Source organism: Tateyamaria sp. syn59 (assembly GCF_007995245.1).
Taxonomy (GTDB): Bacteria; Pseudomonadota; Alphaproteobacteria; order Rhodobacterales; family Rhodobacteraceae; genus Tateyamaria.
The window spans coordinates 111252-125853 of sequence record NZ_VCBA01000003.1; the positions used below are offsets into that span (position 1 = coordinate 111252).

15 protein-coding genes are annotated in these 14602 nt (G+C 61.4%); 6 read left to right on the top strand and 9 right to left on the bottom strand.

All coding sequences use genetic code 11. The features are described from left to right. Positions 1-3: 3 nt before the first annotated feature. Positions 4-723, bottom strand: a complete 720-nt coding sequence (locus FD715_RS06625; protein ID WP_147107038.1) for a response regulator — start codon at positions 721-723, stop codon at positions 4-6. Between the two features lie 129 nt (positions 724-852). On the opposite strand from FD715_RS06625, the gene mce reads away from it, so the two are divergent. Then, positions 853-1257, top strand: a complete 405-nt coding sequence (gene mce / locus FD715_RS06630; protein ID WP_147107041.1) for a methylmalonyl-CoA epimerase — start codon at positions 853-855, stop codon at positions 1255-1257. Then, positions 1257-1532: a DUF1467 family protein gene (locus FD715_RS06635; RefSeq protein ID WP_147107044.1), complete on the top strand. Its 276-nt coding sequence runs from the start codon at positions 1257-1259 to the stop codon at positions 1530-1532. Before mce ends, FD715_RS06635 begins: the two co-directional genes overlap by 1 nt. On the opposite strand, the gene FD715_RS06640 is transcribed toward FD715_RS06635, so the two are convergent. From FD715_RS06640 to trpS, 6 genes are all read right to left on the bottom strand, one after another. Further along, a complete protein-coding gene (locus FD715_RS06640) occupies positions 1483-2208 on the bottom strand; it encodes an EI24 domain-containing protein (RefSeq protein WP_147107047.1) in 726 nt (241 codons plus the stop codon). The genes FD715_RS06635 and FD715_RS06640 overlap by 50 nt on opposite strands. Next, a complete protein-coding gene (locus tag FD715_RS06645; RefSeq protein WP_147107050.1) occupies positions 2205-2783 on the bottom strand; it encodes a nitroreductase family protein in 579 nt (192 codons plus the stop codon). Before FD715_RS06645 ends, FD715_RS06640 begins: the two co-directional genes overlap by 4 nt. A 61-nt stretch (positions 2784-2844) precedes the next feature. Next, on the bottom strand, positions 2845-3951 hold the full coding sequence (locus FD715_RS06650) for a class II histone deacetylase (protein WP_147107054.1): 1107 nt from the start codon (positions 3949-3951) through the stop codon (positions 2845-2847). A gap of 277 nt (positions 3952-4228) precedes the next feature. After that, positions 4229-4717: a VOC family protein gene (locus FD715_RS06655; RefSeq protein WP_147107057.1), complete on the bottom strand. Its 489-nt coding sequence runs from the start codon at positions 4715-4717 to the stop codon at positions 4229-4231. A 184-nt stretch (positions 4718-4901) separates the two neighbouring features. Continuing rightward, positions 4902-5423, bottom strand: coding sequence for a 2'-5' RNA ligase family protein (locus FD715_RS06660; protein ID WP_147107060.1), 522 nt, complete (start codon positions 5421-5423; stop codon positions 4902-4904). 87 nt (positions 5424-5510) lie between these two features. Then, on the bottom strand, positions 5511-6533 hold the full coding sequence (gene trpS / locus FD715_RS06665) for a tryptophan--tRNA ligase (RefSeq protein ID WP_147107062.1): 1023 nt from the start codon (positions 6531-6533) through the stop codon (positions 5511-5513). A gap of 72 nt (positions 6534-6605) precedes the next feature. On the opposite strand from trpS, the gene FD715_RS06670 reads away from it, so the two are divergent. Then, on the top strand, positions 6606-7289 hold the full coding sequence (locus FD715_RS06670; RefSeq protein WP_147107064.1) for a rhomboid family intramembrane serine protease: 684 nt from the start codon (positions 6606-6608) through the stop codon (positions 7287-7289). Here the strand turns inward: FD715_RS06670 and murJ are convergent. After that, entirely contained in the window at positions 7286-8824 is a 1539-nt protein-coding gene (gene murJ / locus FD715_RS06675; RefSeq protein WP_147107067.1) for a murein biosynthesis integral membrane protein MurJ, read from the bottom strand. The two genes, FD715_RS06670 and murJ, sit on opposite strands and share 4 nt — an antisense overlap. A gap of 129 nt (positions 8825-8953) precedes the next feature. After that, on the bottom strand, positions 8954-9454 hold the full coding sequence (locus FD715_RS06680; protein ID WP_147107070.1) for a hypothetical protein: 501 nt from the start codon (positions 9452-9454) through the stop codon (positions 8954-8956). Between the two features lie 285 nt (positions 9455-9739). On the opposite strand from FD715_RS06680, the gene FD715_RS06685 reads away from it, so the two are divergent. The 3 genes from FD715_RS06685 to glgB all read left to right on the top strand — a co-directional run bounded on the left by FD715_RS06685 (position 9740) and on the right by glgB (position 14595). Next, positions 9740-10654, top strand: a complete 915-nt coding sequence (locus tag FD715_RS06685) for a jacalin-like lectin (RefSeq protein ID WP_147107073.1) — start codon at positions 9740-9742, stop codon at positions 10652-10654. A gap of 159 nt (positions 10655-10813) precedes the next feature. After that, positions 10814-12403, top strand: a complete 1590-nt coding sequence (locus tag FD715_RS06690) for an alpha-glucosidase (RefSeq protein WP_147107076.1) — start codon at positions 10814-10816, stop codon at positions 12401-12403. 20 nt (positions 12404-12423) lie between these two features. Then, the gene (gene glgB, locus FD715_RS06695; RefSeq protein ID WP_147107079.1) at positions 12424-14595 is read left to right on the top strand and encodes a 1,4-alpha-glucan branching protein GlgB; all 2172 of its coding nucleotides are present in this window, start codon (positions 12424-12426) and stop codon (positions 14593-14595) included. Positions 14596-14602 lie beyond the last annotated feature (7 nt).

Genomic DNA, 14602 nt, shown 5'->3' on the forward strand with positions numbered 1-14602 from the left:
CGATCAGATCGCGATCTTTTCGGCCAGACGCGCCTGTACCAATCCGGCAATCACCGCCGTCTCCGATGCTGCGGCATCGCCGCGTGCGCGCTTTGCTGCCAGCGCATCGGTTGCGTGTAAGAGTTCGGTGTCTTGCGCGCTGCGTGCAACGCCCGCCAGGAATTGCACGATGTAGTCCAGCGCTCGCGTGTCCTGCGCATCCTCAAGGACGTCAGCCACATGGACCATGTCGTCGCGGTAAGCAATGGGATCGGGTTCAACCTCTCCCTCAGGCAAAGCGCGCGGGCCAAGCGGCTGGCGATCGTCCGGCAGGTGGCTCAGGATCGCCTCCTGAAACAGGGCGAGTGACACAACCGGCTTTTCCATGAAACCGTCGGCCCCGGCATCAAGTGCACGATGTTCGCTGTCGGCATCCCCTGAAATCCCAAGAATCACATCTGGGCGTTGCGCGGCGCCTGCAAGCTCATGGATCAGATCGGCCCCGTTCCCATCGGGCAGGCCCAGATCGACAATCACCACTGACGGGCGATAAACCTGCAAGTGTCGCCGGGCAGCGCGCATCGTATCGGCCCGCCGGATTCGGGCACCGCTGCGCAGGCACAGCAACCGCATCGCCTCACAGGCATAGCGGCTGTCTTCGATCACCAGAACCGTGAGGCCCAGCAGGGGACGCAAGGGCGTAGGGGCAGGGTAGTTTGGCTTGAACGGGTCCGTCGTGTCCATCAGATCCTCCGAAACTCTCTTGCGACTCATCGTTACGTGCCCATGCCTAACAGCGCGTTAACGTCACATTGCACCTCGCCCGATGCTTGGCGATAAGGGCGCACACGCGAGCCAAAGGAGCCCCAGAACATGATCGGTCGCCTGAACCACGTCGCCATTGCCGTCCCGGACTTAGACGCTGCCGCTGCGCAGTATCGCAGCGCGCTGGGCGCCAATGTGGGTGAGCCGCAGGATGAACCCGACCACGGTGTCACCGTCATCTTCATAGAGTTGCCGAACACCAAGATTGAGCTTCTGTACCCTTTGGGCGAAAACTCCCCCATCCAAGGTTTTCTCGACAAGAACCCGGCCGGTGGCATCCACCACGTCTGCTATGAAGTCGAAGATATTCTTGCCGCTCGCGACCATCTGAAGGCCAGCGGTCTGCGGATTCTGGGCGATGGAGAGCCCAAGATCGGCGCGCATGGCAAGCCGGTTTTGTTCCTGCATCCCAAGGACATGAACGGCACCCTGACCGAGCTTGAGCAGGTCTGATGGGCATCACATCGGCCCTTGTTCTCTATGCGGTGATCTGGTGGCTGTGCTTCCTGATTGCCCTGCCTATCAAGGTGCAGACCCAAGGCGATCTGGGGGAGATCGAGCCGGGCACTCATGCAGGTGCGCCCGAGCATCATCATACTCGCCGCAAGGCGTGGATCGTGACCTGGGTTGCGCTGGTTTTGTGGATCATCATCGCCGGCATCATCTTTTCCGGCTGGATCAGTCTGGACGATATGAACTTCTTTGATCGGGCGCTGCAGCCGCTGTAACCCCATGGAATATATGGGTGAACGTGGCTGCCCCGATGATCGGGATCAACAGGTTCACGAGCGGCACCGACAGCGGGATCGCCATCAGCGTGCCCGCCAGCCAGATGGTGCCGTTGTGGGCGCGGCGTAGCTCTTTGGCGCGCGCGCGCCCTACGCGGCGCATGGCTGCGAGGGTGAAGTATTCACGGCCCAGAAGGAACCCGTTCAGCCCCCAGAAGATGAAGGGGGCAGCAGGGGCGAAGATCACATAGAGGATCAGCGCCAATATGTTGGCGCCGATCAGCACGCCAAGGAAGTTGATTGTGTCCACGATGGCGTCGCCGATGGGCACATTCCGTGCCGGTGGCAGGCGTGGATAATGTTTGTCTTCAACGGCTTGCGCGACTTCATCGAGGAACATCGACGTGATGGCCGAGGCGACCGGCATCATCAGGAAGATGGACAGCACGAAGAACAGGAAGAACGAGCTCCATGTGATGATGTCGCCCAGCCATGTGATGGTGCCGATCCATGGGACGGACACGCCATCGGCTGTGAGCCAGCCGATGAACCATACAAGGCCCGATGTTGCTGCGATGAGCAGGGCGATCGTGAGTGCTATGCCGAGCAGCAGTACACGGCGGAAGCGCCGGTCGCTGATCTGGCCGAGGGCCGTGAAGAAGGCGGTGAGGATCATGCGTCGACCCATGTTGTGATGGCGGGCACGTCCGGTCTTGGGCGTTCCGGCGGGGCAGAAGTTTCGGTTCCGATGTGGATGAAACCGGCGATGCGTTCGTTGTCGGCGAGGTTCAGGGCGTCGGTCATGAAGCCTCGGTCATGACTCGGCCAGCCGCTGAGCCAATTGGCGCCCCAGCCTGCGGCAAGGGCGGCGTTCAGGAGGGAGAGGCAGACGGCGCCTGCTGAGTAAGTCATTTCCAGTGTTGGGATTTTCTCGACATCACGGGTGATTTCGATAACGGCAACGGCGAGGTGCCCTTGGTCAAATTGGCTGCGCCCTTTGGTGATTTGATCGGGGTCGAGGTTCAGCGCGTGGCCGCGTTTTTCGGCGGTCTCTGCGAGACGTGGCATGGCGCCTTTGCCCAGCACGATGAAGCGCCAGGGTTCGAGCTTTCCATGGTCTGGCGTGCGGGCGGCGGCGGTTAGAAGCTGTTCGAGGGTTGCCCGGTCTGGGATGGGTTCGGAGAGCGTCTTGGCGGGGCGGGACCGGCGGGTGAGCAGGAAATCGAGGGCGGCTTGGTTTTTCGCGGGCATATGTTACGCCTTTTTACATGTTGAGGGTCATGTCGTGGCGTTGTGCTGCGACGTCAAGGGGTTAGAGGTTAAGTTGTTGCGCCATATGGTCAATTTCGGCGCGCAGGAAAGCGTCGAACCTTGGGCCCGGTTGGCGGTTGTTCAAGGCGCGGGCCATGGGGTCTGGCGCGGTGATTTTGCTGCCGGAGAGGGCTTCGAGCGTGGCGTGCCCGCAGAAGGGGACGTAGATTTCGGAGTAGCCGCCCTCGTGGCTGAGGACGAGTTTGCCGTCGCAGATCCTCTCTGCTAACGCTTTGATTTTGAGCGTCATTTCGCGGAAGGTCTCGGCCGTGGCGAGCATACGGGCGAGGGGGTCAACGGCGCCTGCGTCGAAGCCGCAGGCGACGATGATCAGGTCGGGGTTGAAGGCTTCGATGGCGGGGGCGACAACCCGGTCGATGGCGTGGAGATAGGCGGTGTGACCGGTGCCTGCGGGGAGCGGAAGGTTGAGGTTTGTGCCCTCTCCTGCGCCTGTTCCGCGGTCAGTTAAGTATCCGGTTTCTAAAGGATAATTGCCTGCCTGGTGGAGCGAGATGGTGAGCACATCTGGGCGTTCACGAAAGATGGATTCCGTGCCATTGCCGTGGTGGACGTCCCAGTCGAGGACGGCGACGCGCAGGTCGGGGCGGGTGGCTTTGGCGGCCTCGATGGCGATGCCGATGTTGGCCATTAGACAGAAGCCCATTGGAGTGGCCGCTTCGCAATGGTGGCCCGGTGGGCGGGCGAGGGCGTAGGCGTTCTCGTAGGCGCCTGTCAGCACGGCCTCGACAGCGGCGGTGGTGAGGCCCGCGGCGAGGGCAGCGATCTCGTAGCCGCCTTTTGCAAAGGGGGCGTGGTGGCCGATTTCGCCGCCCTGATCATCGGACATCGCTTTGAACTTGCTCAGGTATTCTTGCGGGTGGACGCGCAGGAGTTGTTCGGTTGTGGCCGCGTCGGCAGAGGTCACGTGCAGGTCGTTTGTAAGGCCGGTGACGTCCATCAGGTTCTTCATCCGGCGCTTGGTTTCGGGGCTTTCGGGCAGGCCACCAGCAGCCAGCGGTTGCACCAATCCGCCCAAGGGAACGGTGAAAGCATAGTTGCCGCCGCCGTGCCACATGGTGCGTTCGTCCCAGAAAAATGCGGTGCTCATCCGACCCTCCGATTTGGGGACAAGGTGGCGGAGGGACGGGGTGTTGTCCATGGCAGCGTGCGGTCTGTTAACCGGGGTTTTGGGCGCTGATTTCGGGCGGTGGCGCGGCCCGGAAATTGGCAAACTGCACATTTTGCCGGTGAAACTGCGTGTTTTCGGGCCGTGACATCCGGGCCATTTCGGCCTGATTTGGCAAAACTGCATATTTTGCGCCCGAAACTGCGCGTTTTGGCATTTGAGCGGGCAAACTAGCCCGGAAAAGGGTTAACGCAGGCAATTATGCCGCACCTTCGGCGCGCAGGGCGTTGATGTCGAGCGGCTGGTTGATCATTGCAAGCGCGCCGTCCGGGTCGCGGGGCCAGTCGGCCTCGGGCCGGTCGCGGTAAAGCTCGATCCCGTTGCCATCGGGATCGCGGAAGTAGACCGCTTCTGAGACGCCGTGATCGGCGGCGCCTTCGAGCGGGGTGCCGTGGTCGAGCACCCGGTTGAGGGCGGCCCCAAGCGAGGCGCGGTCAGGGAAGAGGAAGGCCACGTGGTAGAGACCTGCCGCCCGATCCGGCGCGGGGCCTGCGCCACGGGAATGCCAGGTGTTGAGGCCGATGTGGTGGTGATAGCCGCCTGCGGACAGGAACGCCGCCTGATCGCCGTAGCGCTGGGTAAGGGTAAAGCCGAGCACGTCGCCGTAGAATGCGATGGCGCGGTCGAGGTCGGTGACCTTGAGGTGGATGTGGCCGACGCTTGTGTCGGCGGGGACTTTTGCGGGCATGGTGCGGCTCCTTTGCTTGGGAAGCTAGGGAGTGCGGGTTTTGGTTGCTAGGCGCAGGGGTGCACAGGGGTGGTGCAGTTGTACGGGCAAGCTTGTGTTGTGCTCGATCAAGGATCTGCTCGTGGTCAGGGGGGTGTTCAGCTGCAATGACCACCCGAGGCTCCGGCAAGCTTCGAGTCCATATCTACGTGATCAAGGATGCTGTTTTTAGCGTTGTCAGCTCGCCGTCTTCCAATTGAACCAGCGCCAATGAGCATACCTGTCCTTTGATGGGGAAGTGTCCGAGAGCGGAAATATCGACCTGCTCTGCCTCCGTTTGTGCGGTATAGGAGCCAATAGTCATATGCGGTGTGAACGGATACGCGGCGTTGAATTCCGAGCGATGCGGGCCGTCATAAAGTTTGTCGTGCAGCGCGGTTATCGCGGCACAGCCCTCATCACATAGCAGGAAAGTTTTGTATGTCTTTTCAAAGGGGTCCAACTCAGTCACATGTCCGTCAAATGTGACCGGGAGTGTACTGGTTTGCTCACAAACGACGTCGACCAGCCGGGATAACCTTTCAAGATGCGTCTGCGCAACGCCAAAGACCAAGGTGATGTGGGGCGCGACCAACCGAGCTCTTTGCGCCTCATGGGTCTCTCTGAAAGCGCGGATCAGCACGGTACTGCGTTCGTCGAAAACGGGATAGACCAGGACGTAGATCATGCGGCGATTGTGTCGTGCCGATGCGAGTTATTCAAAGGCTTCGTCCCGCACAGCTGACGTTGACACGTCGCCAATGGAGTTTCTCCCCTACGCGCCGACCATGCCCACGATTTCGTAGGTTTTCTTCAGGATTGGCTGTGTGATCTCGCGTGCTTGTTCTGCACCACGGGCGAGCAGCCTATCGATCTCGGGGACGTCGTTCAGAAGCCGGGTCATTTCGGAGGCGATGGGGCTGAGTTTTTCGACCGCTAGCTCAGCCAGCGCCGGTTTGAAGGTGCCGAATTGCGCGCCGCCGTGGTCGGCCAGCACCTGGTCCACGCTGATGTCGGCCAGCGCCGCGTAGATGTTGACGAGGTTGCGCGCCTCGGGCCGGTCGTCGAGGCCCTTGTATTCGGAGGGCAGGGGCTCGGGGTCGGTTTTGGCCTTGCGGATTTTCTTGGCGATCGTGTCGGCGTCGTCCGTCATGTTGATGCGGGAGGCGTCGGAGGTGTCGGATTTCGACATCTTCTTGGACCCGTCGCGCAGGGACATGACGCGCGTGGCCGCCCCCTTGATCACCGGTTCGGTGATGGGGAAGAAATCGACGCCGTAGTCGTGGTTGAACTTGGTCGCGATGTCGCGCGTCAGCTCAAGATGCTGTTTCTGGTCGTCACCCACCGGCACATGGGTGGCGTGGTAGACGAGGATGTCTGCCGCCATCAGGGCCGGGTAGGCGAAGAGGCCGAGCGAGGCGTTTTGCGCGTTCTTGCCCGCCTTGTCCTTGAACTGCGTCATGCGCTGCATCCAGCCCATGCGCGCGACCGTGTTGAAGATCCACGCAAGCTGCGTGTGCTCGGGCACCTGGGACTGGTTGATCAGGATGGACTTTTCCGGGTCCACGCCTGCGGCGATGTAGGCGGCGGCGAGTTCGCGTGTCTTCGACGCAAGCTCGGCAGGATCCTGCCAGACGGTGATCGCGTGCAGATCGACCATGCAGTAGATCGTCTCGTATGTGCCTTCGTTCTGCATTTCCACGTAGCGCTTGAGCGCGCCGAGGTAGTTGCCCAGCGTCAGACCGCCCGAGGGCTGCATGCCCGAGAACACGCGGGGTGTGAATTGGCTGTCTGACATTGTGGAACCTCTGGGCAAATTTGCGTGGTTGGCTTACCCATGGGGGTAACAAGCGTCAAGCAGGCAGGCCCCATGTCAGAGCAGTATGATCCGAGCCCCGTGAACCCTTTGCCGCCCGCGGTGTGGCTGCTGTTTGCTGCCATTGCGTTGCCGGAGTTGGCGTTTTCGCTGGGGGAGGCGAATTTGATTGGCGGGCCTGCCGCCGTGGGCTGGCGGTTGCAGGCGTTGAACGACTACGGGTTTTCGGGGGAAGCCTTTGATTTCATGCTGGGCAATGGGGTGCTGTTGCCGGAGCACATGCTGCGGTTTTTGACCTATCCATTCGTGCATGGGGCGTTCACCTCGACCCTGTTTGCGGGGGTGATCCTGCTGGCGATGGGCAAGATGGTGGCGGAGGTGATGGGCGGCTGGGCCGTGATCCTGCTGTTCGTGCTGTGCGGGGTGTTCGGGGCGCTGGTCTTTGCCCTCGTGACCGATCAGGCGTGGCTGTTTGGGGCGTATCCCAGTGTGTATGGGCTGATTGGCGTCTTTACCTTTTTGTTGTGGCAGAAGTTGGCGGCGACGGGTGGGCCGCAGGCGCGGGCCTTTACCTTGATTGGCGTGCTGATGGGGCTGCAGCTGCTGTTCGGCATGTTTTTTCAGGTGGGCTATGCCTGGGTGGCGGAGCTGTCGGGGTTTTGCGCGGGCTTTGCGCTTACGGCCTTTGTCATGCCCGGTGGATGGACGCGGGTTTTGGCGACCCTGCGCAAGCGTTAGCCGCGCCGCACCGCGCCTTTGATGTCCGAGAGGCGCATGGCCCCGATGGCGTGAGCGATGCCGAAATAACCTGCGCCGCCGACGGCGATGAGTGCCAGAAGTGCGATGTAGCGGACGCCGTCGGTGCCGAGGGCGGGTTTTAGCACGGTGGCGAGGACGCCTAGCAGCACGCCCATGGCGACAGAGGCGGCGATGATGCGGGGCAGGCGCTTGCGGTAGCGGTCGTCGGTTTTGACCACGTCGCCCATGCCGCGCACACCGACGTAGAGAAGCCCGAGCATGGCCCAGCCTGCCGCCGTCGTTGCGATGGCCGGGGCGATCCAGCCGAGGATGGGGGAGAGGCCGATGGCCGCGGCGGCGTTGATGACCATAGCGACGAGCGCGAAGTAGAACGGCGTTTTCGTGTCGCCGCGCGCGAAGTACTGGGGTTGCAGCACCTTTTGCAGAACGAAGGCCGGCAGGCCCGCGCCGTAGATTGCGACGGCGGTGGCGATGGCGGCGGCGTCATCCGCGCCTGTTGCGCCGCGCTGGAACAGGACCGACACCAGCGGCAGGGGGATCACCATGAGCGCCACGGCGCTGGGCAGTGTGAGCGCCATGGAAAACTCGGTCGCGCGGGAATAGGCGTTGCGGGCGCCTGCCATATCCTCGGCCTTGAGCCGTCGTGACAGGTCGGGCAGCAGGACGATGCCCACGGCGATGCCGACGACGCCAAGCGGCAATTGATAGAGACGGTCGGCGGCAAATAGCCAGCTGACCGCGTTGTCGTAGTTTGAGGCTACAAGCTGGCCCACGACGAGGTTGATCTGCATGACCCCTGTCGCGAGCGCGGCGGGGACGGCTGTGCGGACCATCTGGGACATGTCCGGCGTCCAGCGGGGCAGGGCGGGTTTGAGGGCGAACCCGGCTTGCGCGGCAGCGCCCCATGTGAGGGCCAGTTGCGCGACGCCTGCGACCGGGATGGTCCAGATCAGCCAGGTGATTGCTTCGGCCCCCGTGGCCCAGGCGAGGGTCATTGCGGTGATCACCAGGACGTTCAGCAGGACGGGGGCGGCGGCGGCGGCGGCGAAGCGGCCGGTGGCGTTGAGCACGCCCGAGAACAGCGCCGAGAGCGACATGAAGAATATGTAGGGGAACATGATCCGCCCATAGCCCACGGCGAGGTCGAAGCGTTCCTGTCCGAACCCACCCGCTGTGGCCCAGACCAGCGCGGGCATGAAGATCATGGCGAGGGCTGTGAGCAGCATGGTGACCAGCGCCAGCCCGTTCAGGGCGTCGCGGCCAAATTTCGCCGCGTCCTCTCCTCCTTCGAGCTTGCCCGAGAACATCGGCACAAAGGCGGCGTTGAACGCGCCCTCGGCAAAGAAGCGGCGGAACATGTTGGGCAGGCGGAAGGCGGCGACAAAGGCGTCCATCACCGGGCCCGGGCCGATCAGCGACAGGAGCATCACCTCGCGCACGAAGCCGAAGATACGGCTGAGCAGCGTCCAGACGCCCACGGTCAGGAAGCCGGTGATGAGACGGATCGGTTTCATTTGGGATGGGGTAGCGGGCGGCGCGCGCGCGCGCAATGGGCGCTGTTACGTGCAGCGCGTTAGCGTGTCGGCTGTGCCGCGCCGGGAGGCAAGGGCCAGTGACCTGACCCTTGCGTGGTTTTCATCGGATCAGAACAGGAAGCCGTCCCCGAGGCCAAGATCGGGGCCCGGATCGAAGGAGGGTGCCTGCGTCTGGCCATAGCTGCCGTCCCCGTTGGAGTAGAAGGTGAACGTGTCGCCATCGCCTGTGGTGTAAGACCCTGAATAGGCATCAGGGTCGCTTACGTCGCTTGAGACGAAGTACGTCATGTTTTGATCTGCCTCAGCAGCGGCTTCCAGCCACGCCTCGACCGTTTGCAGCGTGGGCGCTTCGCCGTCGTTGAAGGGATCACCGTCTTCGGCAAAGTCTTCCTGTCCTTCGGACGGTTCCTTGGGCTGATCAGAGCGTACTTTTGGCGGCTCGCTGAACGGGTCCGTGACGGTGCCCTGGCCCCAGACCGGCTGGGGGGCACCAAATATGGCGGCGTGCAGGTCAAACTGGCCGACCGCATAAAGGTCGTCGGGGGAAATGCTTTGCACCCATGGGTCTTGCGGGCGCGATCCTGTGACGATGATGTTGTTGTCGGTCATAAATTTCTCCAAAAATCAGTTAACGATGCGGGGACGGTAACTTGACGCTGCGTCAGGGCAATCTGCGGCCGGATTGCTCGCGATTTTCTGCCATTTGAGGGTGTCCAGGGCGGCAGCGTCCCGCCGTTTTGGGGTGGGGCGCGATTTTCTTCAAAGCACCATCGGCAAATTTTTTCCCGTACCGCGCGAATAAACCCCGGGGGTCGGTCGTTACCTTTGTGCAAGGCCGACACGGTGTCGGTGCTGACAACACCAAACGCAGATTACGCAAAAAGGAGACTTGAAATGAGCATTCAGACAGTTGCCATCGGTGGAGACCACGGCGAGGATTTCGACATTGAGCACATCAACTCCATCGGCTTTCGCGGCGACGATATGGTGGAAGGCGTGCGCATCAACGGCACGTATCATGGCGATGTGCAGGGCAAGGAAACCGTCGTTCTGAACTTTCAGCAGGACGAATACATCAATGAGCTTGTCGTTTACGAAAGCCACGACAAGAAGAAGAAAGAGGACCGCATTCGCGGGGTCGAGCTGACGACCAACCTAGGCCGGAGCATCAAGTGCGGTACATTCGCGGGCCCCAAGCGTGTTCTGAAGAACATCCGGGTTCTGGGCATCGGCGGCAATGCGGGCCACATGCTGTTCAAGCTGCGCGTCTATCACATCGCGGACTATGTGGAATCGTCTGTGGTCGAGACCGGGGTGTTCGCCGTGACTAATGTCATTCCGCAAGGCCAGACCTTTGAACGGATGGTGTCAAGCCGGGTGGCCCGGATGGACAGCACGCGCCTGTTCTTTGAAACGGTGACAAGCTTGACGCAGACCAACGAGGCGGGTGCGGCCATGGGGGAGTTTTCTGCAAAGGCCAGCACGACCTTTGGCTTGACGGTGACCACACAGGCCGAGTTCAACTCGGTCGTGGAAGAAGAGCGGAAGCAGAGCGAAACGATCACATATGCGCCGCCAGCCAATCATGTGGGCATCGAGGTGGTTGTGATGGACGTGTTCGAGGCGAAGGACGGGACCATCTGGTTCTTTCCGACATCCGAGCCGAACATCATTTCTGCCGCCGTGTCGGGTGACAGTGTGATCACCGCCGATCTCTATGACATGACCGGGGTGCTGGAGCTGCACCTGCCGTACATGTCCCAGCAGACCTTTGACTACGACAGTTTCGCCAAACGTATTGCGGCGTGACCTGAGCCTTTTTCACCATTTCATTTCAGCACTTTCGAGGCCCCTGCTGATGGCGGGGGTCTTTTTTCGTGTGCGTGAATCATTTGCGTTATGGGCGGCTGGCCCGTAACAAAGCGCTTTGAGTGTTAGTGCTAACATCTGGCAATAGGGGCTTTGACGATGGCAGACGGACAAGACTGGTGGCGCGGGTCGGTGACGTATCAGATCTATCCCCGGTCCTTTATGGACGCGGATGGGGATGGCATTGGCGACATCAGGGGCATCATGGACCGGTTGGAGCATGTGGCGTCGCTGGGTGTCGATGCGATCTGGCTGAGCCCGGTGTTTCCGTCGCCGATGGCGGATATGGGGTATGACGTTTCGGATTATCTGGACATTGATCCGTCTTTCGGGACGCTGGCCGAGTTTGATGCGATGGTGGCGAAGGCGCATGATCTGGGCCTGAAGGTCATTATTGATCAGGTGCTGAGCCATGCGTCGGATCAGCATGCGTTGTTTGCCGAGAGCCGTGCGAGCCGGGATAATGCCAAGGCTGATTGGTTTGTCTGGGCTGATCCGAAGCCGGACGGCACGCCGCCAAACAACTGGTTGTCGATCTTTGGTGGCCCGGCCTGGACCTGGGATTCGCGGCGGCGGCAGTACTACATGCATAACTTCCTGAAGGAGCAGCCGGATTGGAATTTCCATAACCCGGAGGTTCAGGATTACTTGCTGGATTGCGTGCGCTTCTGGTTGGAGCGGGGTGTGGATGGGTTCCGGTTGGATACCGTGAACTTCTATTTCCACGACGATCTGTTGCGCGACAATGCCGCCAACCCGTCGGATTGGGCGCAGGATGCCGTGCGTCCGTTCGAGATGCAGTACACGCTGTTTTCGAAGAACAGGCCGGAGAACCTGGTGTTCCTGAAGCGGTTGCGGGCGTTGCTGGATGAGTATGATGCGCGGACCATGGTGGGTGAGGTGGGGGATAGCCACCATGCTATTGATATCATGGGGCAATACACCTCCGGCCATCGTCTGCACATGGCCTACAGTTTCGAGATGCTTGGGCCGGATTTCAGCCCCAAGCACTTCCGTGAGCGGATCGAGGCGTTTTTCCGCGATGCGCCGGAGGGGTGGCCGTGCTGGGCGTTTTCGAACCATGACGTGCCGCGCCATGTGGGGCGCTGGCTGGAGCATGGGGTGGATCAGGATGCCTTGGCCAAGCAGGCGGCGGCGCTGCTCTTGAGCTTTGAAGGGTCGATCTGCATCTATCAGGGCGAGGAGTTGGGGCAGGTTGATACTGTGCTGAGCTTTGATGAGTTGACCGACCCCGAGGGCATCAATTTCTGGCCCGAGAAGACGGGGCGTGATGGATGCCGGACGCCGATGGTGTGGGAGGCGGATGCGCCGAATGGTGGGTTTTCGCAGGCGAACCGGACGTGGTTGCCAGTGAAGGAGCCGCAGCGGGCGCGGGCGGTGTCGGCGCAGGGCGAGAATTCGGTGCTGGCTTTCTATCGCGAGATGCTGGCGCTGCGCCGCGGGTCGGAGGATTTGCGGGCGGGCAAGACGGTGTTTCTTGATCTGCCGGAACCCGTGTTAGGGTTCAGGCGTGGAGAGAATATGATGTGTGTTTACAACCTTTCGCCTGAGCCTGTGAGCGTGGAATTGCCCCATTCGGTGACGTCTGTTCTGGATCAATCGGCGGAGGTGGATGGTGCGCAGGTGACGTTTGGCGGCAGCGGGTTTTTGATCGGGCGCATCGCCTGATGGGTGGGGCGGAGAACAAGATGCTGCCGCCCCATATGACCCAAGGGGACGTTGATGCGTTGCTGGAGGCGCGGCATGACCGCCCCTTTGACGTGCTTGGTGTCCATAAGACCGGTCGCGCCGCGTGGTGCGTGGCGTTGGTGCCGGACGCTGCTGAGGTTGTGGCCGTTGTTGGCCGCAAGTCTATCCCGCTGGACCGGGTGGAGGGGCCGCTCTTTGCCGGGCAGGTGCCCAATTCGAAGTTTGCGCATTCTTTGAAGGCGCGTTTTTCGGACGGGGCCGAATGGTCCTTTTACGACCCCTATCGCTTTGGTCCGGTGCTGACGGATGTGGATCAGTATCTGATCGGCGAAGGCTCGCACCGGCAGTTGTGGCAGGCGCTGGGCGCGCATGTCACAGAACTGGATGGCGTGGCCGGTACGCATTTTGCGGTCTGGGCGCCGAATGCTGTGCGTGTGTCTGTTGTCGGGGACTTCAACGTCTGGGACGGGCGGCGGCATCCGATGCGGCGCATGGGCGAGACGGGGGTTTGGGAGATATTCCTGCCGAGTCTGGGTGAGGGTGATCTCTATAAGTATGAGATTGCGCCGCGCGACGGGGCGCCATTCTTGAAGGCTGATCCGGTGGGGTTTGGGGCGCAGCATCCGCCTGAGACATCGTCGGTTGTGCGGGACATTTCGGGCTATGGCTGGGACGATGCCGACTGGATGGCGTCGCGGGGTCAGGCGCAGAGCCGGGACAAGCCGATTTCGATCTACGAGGTGCATCTGGGGTCTTGGCGGCATACCGCAGACGGGCGGCGGCTGAGCTACAAGGAGTTGGCTGTCGAGTTGGTGGACTATGCCAAGTGGATGGGCTTCACCCATCTGGAGTTTCTGCCGATCAGTGAGTTTCCCTTTGACGGGTCATGGGGCTATCAGCCGCTTGGTCTTTACGCTCCGACCATCCGATTTGGTCCGCCGCATGAGTTTCGTGATCTGGTGGAGGCGGCGCATAAGGCGGGGCTGGGGGTTATCCTCGACTGGGTGCCGGGGCATTTTCCATCGGATGCCCATGGGCTGGCGCAGTTTGATGGCACGCATCTCTATGAGCACGCCGACCCGCGGGAGGGGTTCCATCAGGACTGGAACACGCTGATCTACAATTACGGGCGGCGTGAGGTGAAGAACCACCTGACTGCCAATGCGCTCTATTGGTTTAAGGAATACCATATCGACGGGCTGCGCGTGGATGCGGTGGCGTCGATGCTCTACCGCGATTACTCCCGCGCCGATGGCGAATGGGTGCCCAACAAGGATGGTGGGCGTGAGAATTACGAGGCGATTGATTTCCTCAAGGAGATGAACACCGTCTGCTATGGCGAGGTTGAGGGGATCATGACCGTGGCCGAGGAAAGCACCGCCTTTCCGGGCGTGTCGACGCCGGTGGACGCGGGCGGCCTAGGGTTCGGGTACAAGTGGAACATGGGGTGGATGAATGACACCCTGCGGTACATCGAGAAGGACCCCATTCACCGGCAATACGATCATCATCTGATGACCTTTCCGATTGATTACTCGTTCTCGGAAAACTTCGTGCTGCCGATTAGCCATGACGAGGTGGTGCATGGCAAGGGGTCGATGATTGCCAAGATGCCGGGCGATGAGTGGGAGAAGTTTGCCAACCTGCGCGCTTACTATGGCTTCATGTGGGGGCATCCGGGCAAGAAGCTGCTGTTCATGGGCTGCGAGTTTGGGCAGTGGGCGGAGTGGAACCATGATGCGGCTTTGGATTGGGACGCGCTGCACGAGGACCGGCAGAAGGGGTTGCAGGCGTGGGTGCGCGATTTGAACCACGTCTATTGTGACACGCCTGCACTGCATCGGCGCGATTGTGATCCGTCGGGGTTTGCGTGGATAGCCAATGATCCGGAGCACTCGCTGACTGCCTTTGTGCGGATGGGGGACGAGGGCGATGCGCCTGCGGTGGTGGTCTGCAACTTCACGCCGGTGGAGCGTCAGTGGCGCATTGGTGTGCCTGCTGCCGGGGCATGGGCGGAGGTTCTGAACAGTGATGCTGCTGTTTATGGCGGCGGGAACCGGGGCAATGGGGGCGCCGTTCACTCTCAGGCGGGGGAGTGGGACGGGTTGCCGCAATTTGTGGACGTCACCGTGCCGCCCTTGGCGACGGTGATGTTCCGACATGGAATTTAGGGAGGAT

Coding starts and splice junctions, on each gene's coding strand:
- trpS (WP_147107062.1), bottom strand. CDS start 6,533: ATGTCAGACAGCCAATTCACACCCCGCGTGTTCTCGGGCATGCAGCCC.
- FD715_RS06650 (WP_147107054.1), bottom strand. CDS start 3,951: ATGAGCACCGCATTTTTCTGGGACGAACGCACCATGTGGCACGGCGGC.
- mce (WP_147107041.1), top strand. CDS start 853: ATGATCGGTCGCCTGAACCACGTCGCCATTGCCGTCCCGGACTTAGAC.
- FD715_RS06635 (WP_147107044.1), top strand. CDS start 1,257: ATGGGCATCACATCGGCCCTTGTTCTCTATGCGGTGATCTGGTGGCTG.
- FD715_RS06685 (WP_147107073.1), top strand. CDS start 9,740: ATGAGCATTCAGACAGTTGCCATCGGTGGAGACCACGGCGAGGATTTC.
- FD715_RS06670 (WP_147107064.1), top strand. CDS start 6,606: ATGTCAGAGCAGTATGATCCGAGCCCCGTGAACCCTTTGCCGCCCGCG.
- FD715_RS06645 (WP_147107050.1), bottom strand. CDS start 2,783: ATGCCCGCGAAAAACCAAGCCGCCCTCGATTTCCTGCTCACCCGCCGG.
- FD715_RS06625 (WP_147107038.1), bottom strand. CDS start 723: ATGGACACGACGGACCCGTTCAAGCCAAACTACCCTGCCCCTACGCCC.
- FD715_RS06660 (WP_147107060.1), bottom strand. CDS start 5,423: ATGATCTACGTCCTGGTCTATCCCGTTTTCGACGAACGCAGTACCGTG.
- glgB (WP_147107079.1), top strand. CDS start 12,424: ATGCTGCCGCCCCATATGACCCAAGGGGACGTTGATGCGTTGCTGGAG.
- FD715_RS06640 (WP_147107047.1), bottom strand. CDS start 2,208: ATGATCCTCACCGCCTTCTTCACGGCCCTCGGCCAGATCAGCGACCGG.
- FD715_RS06655 (WP_147107057.1), bottom strand. CDS start 4,717: ATGCCCGCAAAAGTCCCCGCCGACACAAGCGTCGGCCACATCCACCTC.
- FD715_RS06680 (WP_147107070.1), bottom strand. CDS start 9,454: ATGACCGACAACAACATCATCGTCACAGGATCGCGCCCGCAAGACCCA.
- murJ (WP_147107067.1), bottom strand. CDS start 8,824: ATGAAACCGATCCGTCTCATCACCGGCTTCCTGACCGTGGGCGTCTGG.
- FD715_RS06690 (WP_147107076.1), top strand. CDS start 10,814: ATGGCAGACGGACAAGACTGGTGGCGCGGGTCGGTGACGTATCAGATC.